Source organism: Campylobacter sp. RM12654 (genome assembly GCF_020137585.1).
Classification (GTDB): Bacteria; Campylobacterota; Campylobacteria; order Campylobacterales; family Campylobacteraceae; genus Campylobacter_E.
Window position 1 is genome coordinate 25027 of record NZ_JACGAR010000013.1, and the last position, 19495, is coordinate 44521.

Sequence of the window (19495 nt, forward strand, 5' to 3'; positions counted from 1 at the left end):
TTAAAAATTATATTTCAACTCTAAAATACATTTACAAACCAAAAAATATTCTTAAATAATGCTATGATATGAAAAATAAAGGAGAATAAATGCTTAAAAAAATTTCTTTATTACTTATGCTAGTTTTTAGTTTAAATGCTTTTGAATTTGTTCATAAAGATAAAATACCAAAAACTTCTATATATACTTTATTTAATTTAAGCAAAAAATGATCTAAAATTGAAATAATCTTTAAACCACAAAGAAAAGATATAGGAGAGCATTTAGGGTTTTATGCTTTTTATCCTATGTATTTTTGCTATGGTAAAATAGGTAAGGATTTTTATTCAGTTCATTTATATGATAAAAAAATAGAAGATAATATACGAGACCCTTATTATCCACTTGCACTTGATATTAAAATATATGAGCTTACTAAAGATGGTAATGAGATATTAGTATTTGATAAAGTCGCTAAGCCAAATGATGATACATACGTAATAGGTAGTTCAACTATGAGTATTAAAGGTGAAAAGGTTGAAATGGTACAAAGACATTCTAGAATTTATTTTATACCTGAAAATAAAACATATAAAGCAGTCATTACAAATCTAATAGATGATAATATAAGGGGTGATTTTACAAAAATCGCAATCACAGCTTATAGAAGAAAAGTTTAATAAGGAGAAAGAATGGCAAATTTTAGATTAGATTTAAATGATGATTTTACAAATATTATCATTATACCCATGGGGACAAAAACTCTTAATAAAAATAAAATTACAAATTATAAAACTTCTAATTACTATTTTAAATTCTTGTAAAAATTATGAGAATTTGAAATAAGGATTTAAAAATATTACAAAAAGTAACAATTAATAAAAATTAATAAAGTTTTTTGATATTTTTATTTAAGTAAATGCTATGATATTAAAAATATTTAAGGTATGGTATGAAAAACACATTAGAATTCTTAAAAATACTTTTTAAGATTTTTATAATAATTGAAATAGTGATTGCTTTTTACTCAGTTTTTGCAGGTGTTATTTTTAGCATTGGCTCAGATGTAAATGTAATTTATTCAATTATTGTTTGCTTTTTAGCAATTAATAGTTTGTTTTTTGGTTTTACAGGTCAAATAATAATTTTATTTTACAAAGGACTTATACTTTATCCACTAATATATCTTAAAGTTTTTATAATTATATTTTTTATAATACTTTTCTTTAAATTAAGAAAGAAATTTAATAAAAAACTTGCTTTTAAATATAGCATAATTCCTATGATAATAATATTTGCTTTATATAATTATTTTTTTAGAACCATACCTGATTACTCAAGTAAAACTCATGAAAGAATAGTAACTCTAAGTGATTATAAAAAATATCAGCAAGGCTATTGTTTAGAAGAAGATAGGATATTACCTAAAGATGAGCTTTATAAAAGAGTAGTGATAAATTTTTTAAAAACAAAAAGATGGGATGAAACATATAAACACTTATCTTTTTCTCTTAATGAAGATAATGAAGATAAAATAAATTATTACATTCATAAAGATTTTAATTTAGATAATTATAAAGAGTTTTTAAAACAACGAGCCTTAGAAAAAGAATATTTTTCTTTAGATGAACTTCAAGAAGTTGATTATTCTAAGTATCTAGCGATAGATACTAAAAACAACAAAGCAGGGTTTATTAAACCTGTTATTTTGGCAAATAATTCAATAAAACAATATTATGTATATTTAGATGATAGTTTTTATTTTAAAGAAAACACAATATTTTATAAAAAAATACATTTATATACACTACAAGAACAAGAAAAAAATTTAGATAAATTGATAAAAAAGTTTAAAAACTATAAAGATGATTTTACTTACGGAATAGTGTTTGACAATTGCGGTAATTTTTAATTTCATTTATATAATAAGGAGAAAGAATGGCAAATTTTAGATTAGATTTAAATGGTGATTTTATAAAATATTATCATTATACCCATGGGGACAAAAACTCTTAATAAAAATAAAATTACAAATTATAAAACTTATAATTCTTATTTTAAATTCTTTAAAAAATTATGAGAATTTGAAATAAGGATTTAAAAATATTACAAAAAGTAACAATTAATAAAAATTAATAAAGTTTTTTGATATTTTTATTTAAGTAAATGCTATGATATAAAAAACAATTAAGGTTATATTATGAAAAAAACATTAGAAATCTTAAAAATACTTTTTAAGATTTTTATAATAATTGAAATAGTGATTGCTTTTTACTCAATTTTTGCTGGTGTTATTTTTAGCATTGGCTCAGATGTAAATGTAATTTATTCAATTATTGTTTGCTTTTTTGCAGCTAATTATTTTATTTATGAAAATTTAAGTCAAATAATAATTTTATTTTATGAGGGGTTTATACTTTATCCACTAATATATCTTAAAGTTTTTATAATTATATTTTTTATAATACTTTTCTTTAAATTAAGAAAAAGATTTAATAATAAAATAGCTTTTAAATATAGCATAATACCTATGATAATAATATTTACTTTATATAATTATTTTTTTAGAACCATACCTGATTACTCAAGTAAAACTCACGAAAAAATAGTAACTCTAAGTGATTATAAAAAATATCAGCAAGGCTATTGCTTAAAAGAAGATAGGATATTACCTAAAGATGAGCTTTATAAAAGAGTAGTGGTTGATGATTTTACAAAGTTATTAGTACGTAAAGATATTCTTTATAAAATGATTTATAATAGCATTACAAATCATGAATATGAGATACATAAAGATATAAATCTAGATAATTACAAAGATTACTTAAGAAAAAATATTTATTCTAAAAGATATGTTAATTACGATGAATTAGAACCGGTTGATTACACTAAATATCTAGTAGTTAAAAATAATATAGTTGGATTTACTAAACCTATTATTTTACTTGGATGGGGTGCTTCTGTTTCAATTTCAGTTTATACGGATATAGCCTTTGAATTTAAAGATAATATATATAGAACCTATAGCTTTTATCTTATTGATGAATTTGATGAGCGTGAAGATAAAGAAAAAGAGTATAAATATAGACTTAGAGTTTTTAATCATCAGCTTTTATCATACGAAGCTGATATAAAGGAAAAACGTAGTTATATACGCAAATTTGATAATTGTGGTTATTCAAATTTTAATCCAGAAAAAGAAGCAATTGAGATCTACAATGGTATTTAAAATTATAAAAAGGAGAAAACATGGCAAATTTTAGATTAGATTTAAATGATGATTTTACAAGTGAAATATTATCATTGTATTTGTGGGGACAAAAAAGAGCTCCTAGTAAAGATGAGATTACAAATTATAAAACTTATAATTCTTATTTTAAATTCTTTAAAAAATTATGAGAATTTGAAATAAGGATTTAAAAATATTACAAAAAGTAACACAATAATTAATTTTAATAAAGTTTTTTGATATTTTTATTTAAGTAAATGCTATGATATGAAAAATAAAGGAGAGTTATGTTTAAAATATTAGCTATTTTACTAATTACAAATATTTATTCATATCAAATAAATAAGTTAAAAATAGAGCTAGATAGTATTTATAAAAGCTTTGCATATATTACAAAAGAGATAAAACAAGACCAAAATGAGTTTATAAAAATCATTAGTAATTGCAAAGATGATAATAATTGTATTATAAGTTCTTATAAAGCTAGAATAAAAGAGCTTAGCACTAGTCTTGAAAACTCAAAAACCTATCCTAAAGAACTAATAGAACATATAAAAATAATTCAAGAAAACTCAATAGAATGCAATAAAGATAACTATATGCGATATGAGCATGGACGATTTATTGATGAGCCAGAAAAATGTAGAAAATTACTAAAACTCAATAATTTTTGGCAAGATTTTTTTAGATATAAGGATATAAAAATAAAGCCAAAAATTGTAGATGCTAAGCCTTACGCAAGCCAAGAAGTAAAAGATACTCTTAAATACTGCTGGGATTTAGGGCTTGATAGAAAAGTTTATAAGTATATAAAAGATTATAGTTCAGATGATAGCAATGATAATGTCAGTTATCGTTTTATAGAAGTTGATAAAAATAATGAGCTTTATATTATAAGTAAAATTAAAGGTAAAAAATACATAGAAAAACATAAAAGTATAACTATAAGTGATGTAGTTTTAGATGATAAAAATTACTTAGCTTTATCAGGTGAAATTGGAAATATATTATTTATAGAAAAAGATTTTTGCAATCATCCTATGAAGAATAAAAATCTATTAGAACTTTTAAAAAATTCTAATAAAATGAAAATGTCAAATAAATATTACGAAGAAGCAAAAGAAACTTTTATTATAGAGTATAAGGGTAGTGATTATATTTTAAATTATCATAAATTTAATAATTTAAATCATATTAGATATGACAGTTATTATAATATAACTTTTATTGATATTTTAGATATGGTATCTAATGTAATTTATCAACCATATTCAGAAAAAACTCTTAATAGATGTAATAAATTTAAAATTTTTGGTTGTGAAACAAATCTAAAAAAGGAGAAAAAATGAGTTTAAGTGGTTTACATAGGGTAAAAAACTTTAGTAGTGAATTATATAATAATATTAAGAATAATGAAGGTTTTGATGTAAAAGTTTATCTTGATAGTAAACTTAGACCTACAATTGGTGTTGGTTATGAATTAATTTCTCATAAAAATACTTGGAGAGAACATTTTAAAACAATCAAACTTAATGTTAGCAATGAACAAGCTAATGATTTTAATAATTTAATATCTGCTTTATCTAAAATAAAGTCTAAAGATGAAGGCAAACGTATTATTGAAAAGTATTATAACAATAAAAATAGCATAAAACTAACTAACGAAAAAGAAGCAAAAGAACTTTTTTATACTATATTGCCAGATTATAAAAAAATGATTATTAAAACAAGTAATAATCCTAATCAAGGAATTAGTGAAGAAATGTATAAATATCTAAAAGATAGCAAAGAATTAATAACTCTTATTGATTTAGCGTACAATGGGGGTAAAAAATTAATAGGACCTGGTTTATCTAAAGCTATTGAAGAAGGTGATAGAGCTAGAGCTTGGTTTGAGATAAGATATAATTCTAATGGCGGGAAATCACGAAAAACTAGTGGTTATGGAATTGCACAAAGAAGAATAAGAACTTCAGATTTTTTTGGGCTTTATCCTGATGGCAATGTAGATGAAGAATATCATATGAAAGTAGTTAGAATGTATGCTGACTATAAAGATAAAATAATCGGAGAAGAAACCAGCATAGAAGAACCTAGTGAAAATGATGGTAAGAAAATAGGAGAAGCTTATCAAGGTACAAATAGTTTTAAAAGCCAAATCTCTACAACCCTTAAACATTTTACTAATGAAAATCAAATTAGTGGGGATATTGTATTGCTTGATAATACCCATAATAAATTAGGTGAAAATACAAATTTAAATAAAAATGATTTGATTATCATTGATGGTGGAGAGCATAAGATTAGCGATATAAGCGGTAATGATATTTATTATGTTCGTAATGGTAAGGTTACAATAGACGATAAGGATGGAAAAGGTCAAGTAGTATTTAATGGCTCTACATTAGAAGGTGGCTCTTATGATGAAGATAGGAAAGTATATATAGATGCTAAAGATACAAGTATTACATATGAGCTTAAAGACAATAATGATTTAATAGTAACTAAAGGCGATAGTAGTATAACCATACGCAATTTCAAAAAAAGCGAAGATGGATTTTTAAATATTAATTTAAAGGATAATCCAGGCAAAGAAGTAGCTATAGTAATAGATACAACAGGTTCTATGGGAGATGATATAGCAACTTGCAAAGCAAATGCAAAGATTATAGCTAGTAATATCTTTAAAGAAAATTTTTATTCTAAAATATCAATAGTTACTTATAATGATAATGATATAAAAACAATTGGAACTTACACTGATTATCAAGGTTTTTTAGGTGGAATAAATAGTGTTAATTTGCAATATGGTGGCACAGAATACACTATGGCAGCTATCTTAGAAGGAATGAGTCGTTTTACACCAAATAATCACCTGAGTAAAGAAGTGTATGTAATGACAGATGAGCCTGGAGATGATAATCATAGAAGAGATGAAGTAGAAGGTAGAGCTAAAATTTTTTATGTAGCAGGTCTAAGAAATTCAAATAATACCAATAAATACGAAGATACTTCAGTAAAAATTAATTTTATAGCTATTCGTGATGAGTTTGAGCATTTTAAAGATTTAGCTAAAAATACTAATGGAATGTATTTTAATTCAAATTCAAGTGAAGAGCTTAGCGATGCTTTATTTGAATTAAGCAATATAGGAACCTCAAGCAATGATACAATAGAAGGCAATGATAAGGATAATAGCCTTAATGGATTTGGTGGAGATGATACGCTAGTAGGTAAGGCTGGAAGCGATACTTATACATTTACTGGGCTTAATTTTGGTAACGATACCATAATAGAAAGTAATTTAAATAATATTGATAAAAATACAATTATTTTTAAAGATGTAAGCTATAAAGATGTAAGATTTAAAAAAGATTTAAATGATTTAAAAATTACACTTAATAAAGATAATAGCGTAACAATAAAAGATTTTTATAATACCAATAATGAAAGTAAAATTAGTAGCATAAGCTTTAGTGATGTTACATTAGATGAACTAGCTATCAAAAGAAGCGTAAGTATGCAAGCAAACAAAGAAGCAATAATATTCTTAAAAGAAAAAGATTTTAGCTTTTCTAATTTTGCTACATCAACATTTGCAGTAGCCTATCAAGATAATGCAAGTAATATAAGCACATCTTATAAAGATGATGTAATAATAGGTAGTAATAAAAACGATATTATATCAACCAAATTAGGCAATGATACTTTAATCGGTGGTAAAGGAGATGATAAGTTATATGGTGGATTTGGTAATGATATATATGTTTATAGAAAAGGTGATGGAAATGATTTAATCTATGACGATGGTGGGCAAGATGCTTTAAAATTACAAAATTTAAAAGCTGATGAAATATTTTTGATAAAAGATGGTAAAGACCTGCTAATAAAGTTTAAAGATGATGATACAAATAGCATAAGAGTAGCACATCACTTTGCTTGGAAATTTGGCTATCACAATCAAATAAACACAATAGAACTTGATGATAATAAATTCATCAATACAAAAACAATAGATAAACTAATAGAGCAAACTAGTGCATTTGCTAAAAATAACGGCATAGATATTCATAATATTAATCATATAAACGATGATAGATTAAATCAAATCTATATGAGTGCTTGGAATTAAGCAAATTACCCTAAATTAATTTAGGGTAATTATTATTTAAGTATTTAAAAAATATATTAATTAGGTAAAATATGTTTAAAATTTTTAAAAAATTTGATGATGATACACACGAATTTAAACCACTTTTAGTAGAGTTAGAAGATAGACCGCAAAATCCATTAGGTAAAAGTATTTTATATATAGTTTTATTTGTAATAGTTTTTAGTATTGCTTGGCTAATACTAGCTAAGGTTGATATAGTGGTAAGTGCTAGTGGTAAAGTAGTGCCTGATGGAGAAATTAAAATAATCAAACCTTTAGAAAACGGAGTAATTTACAAAATTCTTGTAAAAGAAGGTGATAAAATAAAAGCAAATGAGCCTTTAATACTAGTTGACCCAAGTGTATCTAAAGTCAATTTAGAAAGTAAAAAAGAGAATTTAAAAGCTTTAGAAGATAGTTTAAAAAGATTAAATGCACTAAGTAACGAGAGCGAATTAAAAGATGTTAGTAATGCAGAATTAAGCCTATATCAAAACCAATTAAATAGCTTTAAAAATAGCATAAACACTTATGAATTTAAAATCAAACAAACTATTAATTCATTACAAGCCAATAAAGAAGAATTAAAAAGATTAGAAATAGAGCATAAATACACAAGCTCAAAATTAAATAGACTTAGCAAGGTAAAAGATATAATCGCTTATAAAGATTATGAAAATTTATTAAAAACAAAGCAAGATTTACAATTACAAATACTTGTAAATAAAAACAAATCTTTAGAATTAGAAAATAAATTAAACGAACTCACAAAAGAACTTGAGAGTTTTAAAGCAAATTTTATTGCTAAAAATTATGATGAACTCTTAAAAACTAAAAATGAAATAGCATTATTAAAGGCAGATATAAACGCGATAGAATTTCAAAGCCTAAGGCAAGTTATTTCATCACCAGTTGATGGATATGTAGGAAAATTATTTGTAAATACTGAAGGAAGTTCTGTATCAAGCAATGAGCAATTAATATCAATAATCCCAATTGATAAGCCACTTATAATAAAGGCAAATGTATTAAATCAAGATATAGGATATCTTAAAAAAGGGCAAAATGTAGCTATCAAAATAACCACATTTAATTTTCAAAAATACGGCAAACTAGATGGAATTTTAGAACATATTGGAAACGATGCTATAAAAGATGAAAAATTAGGAGATATTTTTGAAATTAAGGTAAAACCTTTAAAAAATCATTTGATAGTAGATGGGGAAGTAAAAGAAATAGAACCAGGAATGCAAGTAATAGCTGAAGTAAAGGTTGGCAAAAGAAGAGTAATAGAGTTTTTCATATATCCTATTATTAGATATCTTGATGAAGGGCTTAGTATTAGATGAGAATTATTTTTGTTTTTCTTATAATGCTTAGCACATCAATAGCTAAAGATTTTTACACCATACTAGACTATGCACTTAAAAATTCTCCTATCATAAATATAGCAAAAATAGATATTAAAAGTGCTAATTATAATTATGATTTTTATAAATCATATTTGTATCCAGAATTATCATTTAATGCAGATTTTAAGTATTCAAATACAAAAAGTAATGATTATAAAAGAGAGCTTTTTAGCGATTATAACAATCATCAAAGCACAATATCACTTATATTAAAATATGATTTATTCAAATTTGGAAATGATTATTATAAAATCAAATCAGCCAAAGAAAATATCGCTACAAGTAATTACAATAAGTGTTATAAGGAATTGCAATTATCACTAGATTTATTAGAATACTACAAACTCGCACTATTAAGTGAAAATAAATTAAAAACATATAAAAATTTAAGCCTTGCTTATGAAAGTTTATATAAATTATCAAAGAGATTAAATAAAGTTGGAGAATTAGATTTAATCAATGTAAATTCTTATTTTTTGGACTTTAGTGATGCAAAAACGCAGATTTTAAAACTAGAATTTGAATTAAGAAATTATTTATCATATATATCGTATTTATCAAATCTTAATATTGATAAAATAGATGATTTTAGTAAAATTGATGAAATTGCTTTAGACTTTTTAGAATTTGAAAAAACAAATAAATTTTTAGAATTAAATTCTAAAATAAAAAGCTCAATGTATGAACTAAAATCCCTAAATCAACGCCCTACAATAAGCCTTTATTCAAGATATGATTTTTATGATAAAACCAAAAATAATTATCAAGACCTTGCCGATAGTTCTAAAAAACACGGGTACTTAGTAGGAATTGGGATTAACTATATTATATTTGATGGATTTAAAACAAGTTCATCTAAAGAGTTAAAACAATTAGAAATAAACAAATTAAATCAAGAGCTAATACAAGCAAAGCTAGAATATGAAAAACAAATAAACGAGCTTATATTTTTTATACAAAACAAAGATGAAATAATAAAAACCTTAAAGATAATAAGCAAAGAAGCAAATACAAATGAGCTTTATATACAAAAACTACACAAAACTGGTGAAAAATCAAAATTTGAAGTCATAAATGCAAGTATAGAAAATTATAAAAAACTCCAAGATTTAAATGAATATATAATAAATGCAAATGCAAACGCTATTAAAATTAATTTAATAAATAATCAATTTAATAATTGTAAAAAAGGATATTAATATGCATACAGCCTTAGGTTGCTTATCACTTTGTGCACAATTTGCAAATATATCAATAGATATTAATGCGATTTGTAACAAATACGCTTTAAAAGATAGCGAGCCAAGTATTTACGAACTAGCAAAAATCGCTAAAGATAATGATTTTAAGGTAAAAATCAAAAAGCTTAATTTAAAAAACCTTCATTTATATAAAGCACCTTTTATATTTTTGAAAAAAGATTTAACATATTTTGTAGTTTTAAAACTTGATTTTAATAATCAACAAGCTCTTATTTTTGATGGTGGAAAAGAAGCAAGGCAAATTAGCTATGAAGAATTACATAATTTATCAAGTGATAAAATCTTAATCCTAGCACACAAATTATTAAACGATAGTGTAAAGTTTGGCTTCTCTTGGTTTTATAAAAGAATGCTAAGTTATAAGGGTATTGTATTACAAATTTTATTAGCAAGTTTTGTTATGCAATTATTTGGCTTAGTTACACCTTTATTTACCCAAGTAGTCCTTGATAAAGTCTTGTTGCACCATAGTATAAGCACACTTAATGTAATTGCTTTTGCATTTTTTAGCGTTATTGTTTTTGAAAGTTTATTAAGCCTTAGTAGAAATTATATCTTTACTCATACTACTACAAAAATTGACGCAAAATTAGGCAGTGAGTTATTTACACATTTATTATTGTTACCTATGGTGTATTTTGAGAATAGAAAAGTAGGCAACATAGCAGCTAGAATAAGAGAGCTTGATAATATAAGAGATTTTATAGCCAACAAATCAGTAAGCGTGATTTTAGATTTGTTATTTAGTATAGTTTTTATTTTGATGATGCTTTTATATAGCGTGAAACTAACATTTGTTTCATTAGCTTTTGTGATTTGTATTGCTTTGATTTATTTTTTTATAACGCCTATTTTAAGAGCAAGGCTTGAAGATAAATTCCAAATGGGAGCAGCATCTAATTCATATCTAGTAGAAAGCATAACAGGAATGCAAACCATAAAATCCCTAGCCATTGAAGGTAGTATGAAAAAATACTGGGAAGATTATTTAGCAAAATATTTAAAATCATCTTTTAATTTAAGTAATCTAAGCAATATCGCAAGTACTTTTGCTAATTCTTTACAAAAGCTTATGACATTAGCGATTTTGTATTTTGGAGTAGGATTAGTAATTGATGGGAGTTTAAGCGTAGGACAATTAATAGCCTTTCAGATGTTTGCTAATCAATTTAGCGCCCCTATTATGCGACTTGTAAGCTTGTGGAATGAATTACAACAAGCTATTTTAAGCGTAGATAGATTAGGAGATATTTTAAATACACCGCAAGAGCAAACTACAAATAAACCTATATCGCTAAATCAAGTATCAGGTAATATAAAATTTGATAATGTAAGCTTTAAATATAGCCCAAATTCTAACTATGTCTTAAACAATCTAAGCTTTAACCTACAAGCAAATAAAAGCATAGGAATAGTAGGACGCAGTGGCAGTGGTAAAAGCACCATAACAAAACTCATAGAAAGACTTTATATCCCAAACGAAGGCTCTATTTATATAGATGGAATAGATTTAAGACATTTAAATCCTTATGTTTTAAGGAGTAATTTAGGCGTAGTTTTACAAGAAAATTATTTATTTAGCGGTAGTATCAAAGAAAACATAAGCCTATCAAAGCCAAGTGCATCAATGCAAGAAATAATAAATGTATGCAAAATAGCAGGAGCACACGATTTCATAAGCGAACTTAGTGCAGGTTATGATACTTTAGTAGGAGAAAGAGGCTCTGCATTAAGCGGCGGTCAAAGACAAAGAATAGCAATAGCAAGAGCCTTGCTACATAATCCAAGGGTTTTGATATTTGATGAGGCTACTTCTGCACTTGATTATGAAAGCGAGAAAATCATCACATCAAATCTATCACTAATCAAACAAAACAAAACCTTTATAATAATAGCACATAGATTAAGCACGGTTAAAGATTGTGATGAGATATTAGTCCTTGATAAGGGTAATTTGGTTGAGTGTGGAAATCATACAAAACTAATGGAACTTAATGGATACTACGCACATTTATACAAACAACAAAATCTATAAACCTAAAACTATAAATAATTTAATAAATATTATTTATAGTTTTAAAAGAATTTGAATTATGAATTTGAAATTAAATCAAAAAATATTTTTTAATATTATTTATTACGAAAAGTAACATAATTTTAATAAATATTTTTAAATTTTATGAATTTTTATTGTTTATTTGCTATACTAAACCATAAAAGTTGTTTTATATTTGGAGCGATAAATGTATTCTAAGCTGATAGAGTTTATAAAAAAATCATTATATTATTTGTTTGTACTTCTTTTTGCATTAATAATTTTAATGATTGGTATTGTTTCTATGGCGATATATAATTTTTTTCAACCTTACGATTATAGTGATTTTGTTAAGGTAACAAAGGAATTAAAAAAAGTTGAAGAAATTTTATTAAAGCAAGGATATAAACCATATTATGATTTTGGTGATAAAAGAACATATAAGGTAAATTACAATGAACTTGGATATGGTTGCATTATTGATGAGTTACAAAAACAAAAATACGCTATTCAAAATTTTTTTGTGAGATACCTACAAACGCATTTAGAAAAAATCAATAATTATAAAAGTATAGATAAAATAAAAGAAATAAAAAAATTTAGCAAAGATTTATTAAAAACTTCACAAATCTATGAATTTAATTACGAGCTAACAATTGATGGTTTTGAGCATTTTTATGATAAAAATTCTTTTATTTTTAAAGATGGAAAATTATTTGTAAAATATTATTACTTTAATTTTAATAATAATTTGCTTGAAGAAAATTATGAGTTTTTAATAGATGATTGTGGTTATATTGAGCGTATGTAGTAAAAGAGTTAGTATGAAAGTAATTAATAATTGTTAGGATTTTAAATGTTTTTTAGAATAGTTAAATTAATAAAAATACTGATATTTGTTATAGGTTTATTATGTTTAATACTTGCTTTGTGTTATTTCGCATTAACTTATTTTATAAGTAATAACACCGACCCATTAAAAGAATTTAATGAACTTAAATCAAAATTATATAGAATTGAAGCAGACCTAAGTGAGAATAATTTGAGCTATTATGATTTTAATACTGATAAAACTTATAAAATAGATTATAATAAATTCGGCTATAAGTGTAGAATTGAATACCTAGAACGACAAAAACTCGCTATAAAAGATTATTTTAATCGACATGCAAATGTAGAAAAATTAGAAAAAGTTCAAAATTATAAAAATATAGATGAAATAAAAGAAATAAAAGAATTTAGCAAAGAATTATTAAAAACTTCAAAAATAAATAAATTTAATAATGAGCTAGTAATAAAAAATGATAAATATTTTTATGATGAAGCTTCATTTGTTTTTGAATCTGAAAGATTGTTTGTGAAGTATTATTACTTTGATGAAAATAATGATTTTAAAGAAGTTAGTAAAGAGTTTTTCATAGATAGTTGTGGTTATATTGAAAATATATATAAAGCAATAAGTTCTAAAGGTAGATTTAGATTATAAAAACTATAAATAATTTATAAATATTATTTATAGTTTTAAATGAATAAAATTATTTTAAAAGATTTGATAATTTATCTTTAACTTCGTTTGAGTTTAATTCTAGTTTTTCAAGTGTTTTACGAGCTCTAAATTCTACCAAATTATCATCAAGTTTTTTACCCACTACAACAGCATAAGGTGTGCCTATTAACTCATAATCACTCATTTTTACACCAAAACGCTCATTTCTATCATCTAATAAAACCTTAATGCCATTAGCCAAACAATACTCATATATATCATTTGCAAACTTAATTTGCTCTTCATTTTTAATATCTGATATTATGATTTGTAATGTAAATGCTGAAATATTTTTATCAAAAATAAGCCCATAATCATCATTATTACATTCAGCAATTACTGCTAAAAGCCTACTAATTCCTATACCATAACAACCCATTATAAAAGGTTTTGCCTTGCCATTATTATCAAGATAAGTTGCATTCATAGCACTTGAATACTTATCGCCTAATTTAAATATATGCCCTACTTCAATGCCTTTTGTAATTTTTAAAGCTTTATTACACTTATGGCATTCATCATTTTCTTTAACCAAGCTTAAATCATAAAAACGCTCTTGTAAAAAGCTAGTTACCTTAAATCCTACATAATGATAGTCTTTTTCGTTTGCTCCACAAATTAAATCGCTTTCATTTTCTAACTCACTATCTATGAAAAATCTAACAGGACAATCCTTAAGCCCAATAAATCCTGGAACTAAATTAGCTTTTATTAATTCTTCTTCACTTGCATCTACTAAATCAAGTGCATTAGCTGCATTTAAAGCCTTAGTTTCATTTAGCTCATCGCAACCTCTTATAAAATATACTATGATTTCTTCTTTATCTACATATATTGCTTTTTTTGCTACTGCTTTTATGAAATTATGCTCTTTGCATTTAAAGAATTTAGCTAAATCTTCTATGGTTTTTACATTTGGAGTGTGAAATTTTGCAAAATCAGCTTCTATTTCTTTAATAAATTTTCTTTTAGCTCTTTTTGCTGTTTCTATATTAGCACAATATCCACATTCACAAATAGCCAAATCATCTTCTCCACTAGGACTAATCACCATAAATTCTCTTGAACCACTTCCACCAATTGCTCCGCTATCTGCTTCTACAATCGCATAATTTAACCCTAATTCATCAAAAATTTTACAATACGCTTCTTGCATATTTAAAAACTCAGCTTCTAAAGACTCAAGCGAATCATGAAAACTATAAGCGTCTTTCATAATAAACTCACGAGCCCTAAAAAGTCCAAATCTAGGTCTTGCTTCATCACGGAATTTAGTTTGAATTTGAAATAAATTAATAGGCAATTGTTTATAGCTTGTAATTTTTCCACGCACAAGCGCAACTATTGCTTCTTCTGCTGTCGGACTTAGGATAAAATCATTTTCTTTTCTATCCTTAAACCTTAGCAATTCTTTACCAAATTTAGCACTTCTTCCACTCTCATCCCAATAATTTAACGGGCATACAAAACTAAGATTTAAATAGTTTGCTCCTGCATTTTTCATATGCTTAATTACAATATTTTTAATATTTTCTAATACTTCAAGCCCTAATGGTAAATAACTATAAAGTCCTGAGCCAAGTTGCTCTATATAAGCTGCTCTACTAAGTAAAATATGACTTTTTAAGATAGCATCTCTTGGTGCTTCTTTTGTCGTTGGTGCGTATAATTTTGAAAATCTCATTCGTTTTCCTTCACATTAAATAAATAATTTAAACTTTGCGTTTCTAAACCTTCATCATCAATATTTTTAAGTCTTATTGTAGGTTCGTGCAAATAAGACTTCATAACTTGTTTTGCGAATTTCAATGCTTCTTCATTATCACTATTTTTTAAATAACCTTTCTTAATTGCTATTTCTAATTCTTGATTTATGATTTCATCTGCTCTAATTCTCATAGCTTTTATTATAGGAGTTACTTGAATTACATTTAAATCCTTATAAAACTCATTAACCATTTTTGCAACTACACTAAAAGCAATTTTTGCTTCTTCATCTTTAAATTGCATATTTTTCTTAACTATTTCATTTAGACTATCAACGCTAAAAACTTCTATCAATTCGCTATTTTCAAGCTCAATATCTCTTGGCACAGCAATATCAAAAAAATACCTTTTAAATTCAACCGGACTTATAATATCTTTAGTAATTATAGGCTCATTTGAACTAGTAGCACAAAATATAAGCTCATAAGAATTTAAAATAGAGATTAAATCTTCATAATCTAAACATATTAAATCTAGTTCATTTGCTAGTTTTAAAGCATTTTCTTTGGTTCTTGAAATTATCGCAATATTTCCTTTTGTATGATTTAGCAAGTGTTTTGCAGCTAATTCTATCATCAAACCACTTCCTATTAAAAGGATTTTTTTAGTTTTAATATCACAAATCTCTCTTGCTTTTGCTACTGCAACAGAACTTACTGATACAGAGTTTTTTGAAATAGCAGTTTTATTTCTAACCATTGCAGCACATTTAAAAGAATAATTAATCGCTACTTCTAAATTAGGAGAATAATTAGCACTTTGCAAGGCTTGTTTTAATTGACCTGTGATTTGAGTCTCCCCTATTACAAGGCTATCAAGTGAACTTGAAACACTAAAAAGATGATGAATAAACCCACTGCCTTCGTAAATATCAGGAGAATTTTTGATAAGTTGCTCATCAATCTTACAAATTAAACATAAGCACTTTATTATGTATTCATAAACACCCACTTGGTTTTCAATATAACACATTATTTCTATTCTATTACAGGTGCTTAAAATCACGCATTCTTCTATGTAATCATTAGCTAAGATTAATTTATAAATTTCTTTTTTCTTAAATTCATCACTTAAAGCTAGTCTTTCTCTTACTTCAATACTTGTATTTTTATGAGTAAAACTAACGCTAAAATAATGCATCAAAACTCCCTAAAAATCATTTTTTTAACGATTTCTTTTAATTCATCGCTACTTGCGTATTTTAATGCAAGTTCTCCGTAATTTTTAGCTTCATTTATACTTGCATTTATTAAATCGTATTTTAAAAATTGCTCTTTTATCCACGATAATTCATCTTTGCTTAAAGTCTTACAAAAATAAGACCTTAGCCTTGCTTTATCATCGCCTTGCAATTTTTTATCTAGCATAATGTATGGAAGAGTAACTTTGCCTTCTTTATAATCATTTAGATTTGGCTTTCCTAAAGTAGCTTCATCTTGAGTAATATCTAAAATATCATCAACTATTTGAAAGGCAATTCCTAGATTTTTACCAAATTCTTTATAATCATTAGCGTTAGGATAATTAGCTAAAAGTGCTGCTGCATATGCACTCGCTTCTATTAATGAAGCAGTTTTTTTATAAATCATTTCATAATATTTGCTCTCATCTTCATTAAAGCTTTCTCCAAGCTCTACATCAAGCAATTCGCCACTACTAAGTAAGGCAACTGCACGACCAACACAGGCTGCTATTTCACTTTTAAAAGAGCATAAATTATAAAACGCAATTGAATATAAAATATCGCCTAGCATAATAGCAGTTTTATCACCATAAATTGCATTAATACTTGGAGCATTTCTTCTAGTTAGTGCTTCATCTATTACATCATCGTGCATAAGTGATGCTAGATGAATACACTCAATTACTGCACATAATTTATAAGCTTCATCACTAACTCCAGCTATTTTTAAAATCAGTTTTGAGCGTAATCTTTTGCCGTGATTTACCTTGGCTAAATACTCATAAATACTAGGATGCTTTAACTCTTTTATAAATTCATTTATATAAAAATCTATCTTTTCCATACTACTTCCCTTTTAAATTCTTATTAAACTCAATATCTACTCTTCCATCGTTATCAATAACTAAAACCCTTATTTTAGCTTTATTATCTTTAAAATCCTTAAATTCTAAAAAAAGTGTAACTTTATCAATGCTAGGATTTTTGTAATTAGGCAAAATTTGTTCTTTAACAAAATCAAGCCCCCTTCTAAGAGATAATACATATTGTTTTCTATAATTTTTATAATCTTTAAAATTAGTTAGCAAAATCAAATTCGTATTATCAAAATGCGTCCATCTAAAGGCATATTTTTGCCATTTTTCTTCACCCTTAGGACTTATGAAAAACCATTCTAATTCATCTTTTTTTAAAATATATTCTTTTTCATAAGCAAAATTAGGCACACCCGCAAATAAATTAATACTAAAAAAAATCAGTATTAAAAATCTATAATATTGTTTGGACATTCTTTATGATAAACCCCAGCTGCGTCATAATATTCATTACAATCTTCATAATAATGAAGTCTAATTCCATCTTTACTAGCACACGAGCTAAAAATAATAGCTATTAAAATAATCAATTTTTTCATGCTATCAACCATTGAAATAATTTTTTAAGCTCTTCACTTTCACTTCTTCTATTTTTATGCTTTTTTCTCCATTCATAAGGATTTTGAGCGTTTTTATCTATCCATAAGCCTTTTAATTCTTGTCTTGCTTTTAACTCATCGCTTTTATACATATTTGTATAATAAGAATACGCCCAAGCACAACCTTGCTGAACTACATAGCGATTTATATCTACCTCATCTAAATATACAATTGCTATGGTTCTTTTATATTTATCTTTGCCTTTGATTTTCAAATCAACCTTTTTGCCAATTATTTTAGATGACAAAACCCTAGTACAATATGCACCAAAATTCTGACTTGTTTCAGGTGCGTCAATACCATATAATCTAACTTTTGTTTTTTTCTTGCCTTTTCTTACTTGAATAGTATCTCCGTCCATTACTTTTGATACAAAATACTCTCCTGCAAATAGATTAATACTTAGCAAGAATATCAAAACAAATCTCATTATTTAGCTCTTACAATTTTATTTAAAAATGTGAAATTTTCTTTAATTTTAAAATCACTTTCAATAGATTTTGCTAATTTTTCTAAAGAAGATTTAAAATCATCAAATAAATAATTAGCATAAGAACCTGGATTTGGATTAATCTCATTTAGATAAATCTCATTATCTTTAATAAAAAAATCACATCTAATTAAAGCACCTTTAAACAACGGCAAATAAAGTCTAGTAAAAGCGTCTTTTAATTTATTTACTAACTCATCATTAAGTTTTACTTCTTCTATTTTTTCTTGTTTAAAGCTTAGATATTTTTGGTCAAAATCTAAATGACCATTTTTCTTAGGCTCTTCAATCTTTGAAAATACAATTTTTTCGCCATCAAAAAATCCTGCTAGATTTACTTCTTGAATATTTTCAATAAAAGGCTCTGCTAAAATCTTGTCATCAAATTCATACGAGCTATCATACGCATAAGCAAAATCTTCTTTATTTTTTACTATATTTATACCTATACTACTTCCAAGCCTAGCTGGTTTTAAAATAACAGGTAATTCAACCTCATCATTTTTGCTTTCTAATAATTTATAAGCAATTGTTTTAACCCCTACTTCATTTGCATAAAGTTTAGTTAAATGTTTATCAAAACTAAGCACACAAGCAGCAGTTCTAGGGCCTATGTATTTTATATTATAAAAATCAAACATAGAGGCTAATTTCCCATCTTCGCCATCTTTTCCATGAACTATATTAATAGCTATATCAAATTCTACTTTTTCTTCGCCTAAAAGCTTTTTAAGATAAAAGCCACCTTGTTTTAATACTAAAGGCTTAAGATTTTTAAAACCACCTTTTGCAAAATAATTTGCATTCATATTGTTTTTATCTATTAAATAAAACTCATTATCAAAACTAACATAAATAAAAATTACATCATCTAATAATTTTGCCACAGTTACAGCACTTACTATGCTTATTTCATGCTCGTAAGAATTCCCACCAAAAACCATTGCGTATTTCATTTATTTTC

At 25.4% G+C, this 19495-nt stretch carries 20 protein-coding genes; 13 read left to right on the forward strand and 7 right to left on the reverse strand.

Features of this window, described 5'->3' with window-relative positions; genetic code table 11:
* Nucleotides 1–89: 89 nt before the first annotated feature.
* The 13 genes from AVBRAN12654_RS05665 (at nt 90) to AVBRAN12654_RS05725 (ending at nt 13556) form a co-directional block, all read left to right on the forward strand.
* On the forward strand, nt 90–212 hold the full coding sequence (locus tag AVBRAN12654_RS05665) for a hypothetical protein (RefSeq protein ID WP_336614106.1): 123 nt from the start codon (nt 90–92) through the stop codon (nt 210–212).
* Nucleotides 213–287: 75 nt separating this feature from the next.
* On the forward strand, nt 288–659 hold the full coding sequence (locus AVBRAN12654_RS05670) for a hypothetical protein (protein ID WP_336614107.1): 372 nt from the start codon (nt 288–290) through the stop codon (nt 657–659).
* A 12-nt stretch (nt 660–671) separates the two neighbouring features.
* Complete coding sequence (locus AVBRAN12654_RS05675) at nt 672–803, forward strand: hypothetical protein (protein WP_336612604.1); 132 nt, start codon at nt 672–674, stop codon at nt 801–803.
* Between the two features lie 128 nt (nt 804–931).
* Nucleotides 932–1891 (forward strand): hypothetical protein, encoded by a 960-nt coding sequence (locus AVBRAN12654_RS05680; RefSeq protein WP_336614108.1) that lies wholly within the window; start codon nt 932–934, stop codon nt 1889–1891.
* 288 nt (nt 1892–2179) lie between these two features.
* Complete coding sequence (locus tag AVBRAN12654_RS05685; protein WP_336609478.1) at nt 2180–3208, forward strand: hypothetical protein; 1029 nt, start codon at nt 2180–2182, stop codon at nt 3206–3208.
* A 20-nt stretch (nt 3209–3228) separates the two neighbouring features.
* Nucleotides 3229–3378, forward strand: coding sequence for a hypothetical protein (locus AVBRAN12654_RS05690; RefSeq protein ID WP_214117709.1), 150 nt, complete (start codon nt 3229–3231; stop codon nt 3376–3378).
* 117 nt (nt 3379–3495) lie between these two features.
* Nucleotides 3496–4557: a hypothetical protein gene (locus tag AVBRAN12654_RS05695; protein ID WP_214117710.1), complete on the forward strand. Its 1062-nt coding sequence runs from the start codon at nt 3496–3498 to the stop codon at nt 4555–4557.
* Nucleotides 4554–7340, forward strand: coding sequence for a VWA domain-containing protein (locus AVBRAN12654_RS05700; RefSeq protein ID WP_336614109.1), 2787 nt, complete (start codon nt 4554–4556; stop codon nt 7338–7340). The genes AVBRAN12654_RS05695 and AVBRAN12654_RS05700 overlap by 4 nt, the downstream gene beginning before the upstream one ends.
* A gap of 71 nt (nt 7341–7411) precedes the next feature.
* Entirely contained in the window at nt 7412–8710 is a 1299-nt protein-coding gene (locus AVBRAN12654_RS05705; RefSeq protein ID WP_214150390.1) for an HlyD family type I secretion periplasmic adaptor subunit, read from the forward strand.
* On the forward strand, nt 8707–9972 hold the full coding sequence (locus tag AVBRAN12654_RS05710) for a TolC family protein (RefSeq protein WP_239803651.1): 1266 nt from the start codon (nt 8707–8709) through the stop codon (nt 9970–9972). Before AVBRAN12654_RS05705 ends, AVBRAN12654_RS05710 begins: the two co-directional genes overlap by 4 nt.
* A gap of 1 nt (nt 9973) precedes the next feature.
* The gene (locus AVBRAN12654_RS05715) at nt 9974–12070 is read left to right on the forward strand and encodes a peptidase domain-containing ABC transporter (RefSeq protein ID WP_214117715.1); all 2097 of its coding nucleotides are present in this window, start codon (nt 9974–9976) and stop codon (nt 12068–12070) included.
* Nucleotides 12071–12356: 286 nt separating this feature from the next.
* Nucleotides 12357–12881: a hypothetical protein gene (locus tag AVBRAN12654_RS05720; protein ID WP_336614110.1), complete on the forward strand. Its 525-nt coding sequence runs from the start codon at nt 12357–12359 to the stop codon at nt 12879–12881.
* A 45-nt stretch (nt 12882–12926) separates the two neighbouring features.
* Nucleotides 12927–13556, forward strand: coding sequence for a hypothetical protein (locus AVBRAN12654_RS05725; protein ID WP_336614111.1), 630 nt, complete (start codon nt 12927–12929; stop codon nt 13554–13556).
* Between the two features lie 49 nt (nt 13557–13605).
* On the opposite strand, the gene AVBRAN12654_RS05730 is transcribed toward AVBRAN12654_RS05725, so the two are convergent.
* Genes AVBRAN12654_RS05730 through AVBRAN12654_RS05760 form a run of 7 tightly spaced genes read right to left on the reverse strand, consistent with a single transcriptional unit; the run spans nt 13606 to nt 19487 of the window.
* Entirely contained in the window at nt 13606–15300 is a 1695-nt protein-coding gene (locus AVBRAN12654_RS05730) for a proline--tRNA ligase (protein ID WP_336614112.1), read from the reverse strand.
* Nucleotides 15297–16523: a glutamyl-tRNA reductase gene (hemA, locus tag AVBRAN12654_RS05735; protein WP_336614113.1), complete on the reverse strand. Its 1227-nt coding sequence runs from the start codon at nt 16521–16523 to the stop codon at nt 15297–15299. The genes AVBRAN12654_RS05730 and hemA overlap by 4 nt, the downstream gene beginning before the upstream one ends.
* Entirely contained in the window at nt 16523–17410 is an 888-nt protein-coding gene (locus AVBRAN12654_RS05740) for a polyprenyl synthetase family protein (protein ID WP_214150441.1), read from the reverse strand. The genes hemA and AVBRAN12654_RS05740 overlap by 1 nt, the downstream gene beginning before the upstream one ends.
* A gap of 1 nt (nt 17411) precedes the next feature.
* On the reverse strand, nt 17412–17855 hold the full coding sequence (locus AVBRAN12654_RS05745; protein WP_214119934.1) for a hypothetical protein: 444 nt from the start codon (nt 17853–17855) through the stop codon (nt 17412–17414).
* Nucleotides 17828–17980, reverse strand: coding sequence for a hypothetical protein (locus tag AVBRAN12654_RS05750; protein WP_214117725.1), 153 nt, complete (start codon nt 17978–17980; stop codon nt 17828–17830). Before AVBRAN12654_RS05750 ends, AVBRAN12654_RS05745 begins: the two co-directional genes overlap by 28 nt.
* Nucleotides 17977–18471 (reverse strand): thermonuclease family protein, encoded by a 495-nt coding sequence (locus AVBRAN12654_RS05755; RefSeq protein ID WP_214117726.1) that lies wholly within the window; start codon nt 18469–18471, stop codon nt 17977–17979. The genes AVBRAN12654_RS05750 and AVBRAN12654_RS05755 overlap by 4 nt, the downstream gene beginning before the upstream one ends.
* A complete protein-coding gene (locus tag AVBRAN12654_RS05760; protein WP_214117727.1) occupies nt 18471–19487 on the reverse strand; it encodes a D-alanine--D-alanine ligase in 1017 nt (338 codons plus the stop codon). The genes AVBRAN12654_RS05755 and AVBRAN12654_RS05760 overlap by 1 nt, the downstream gene beginning before the upstream one ends.
* Nucleotides 19488–19495 lie beyond the last annotated feature (8 nt).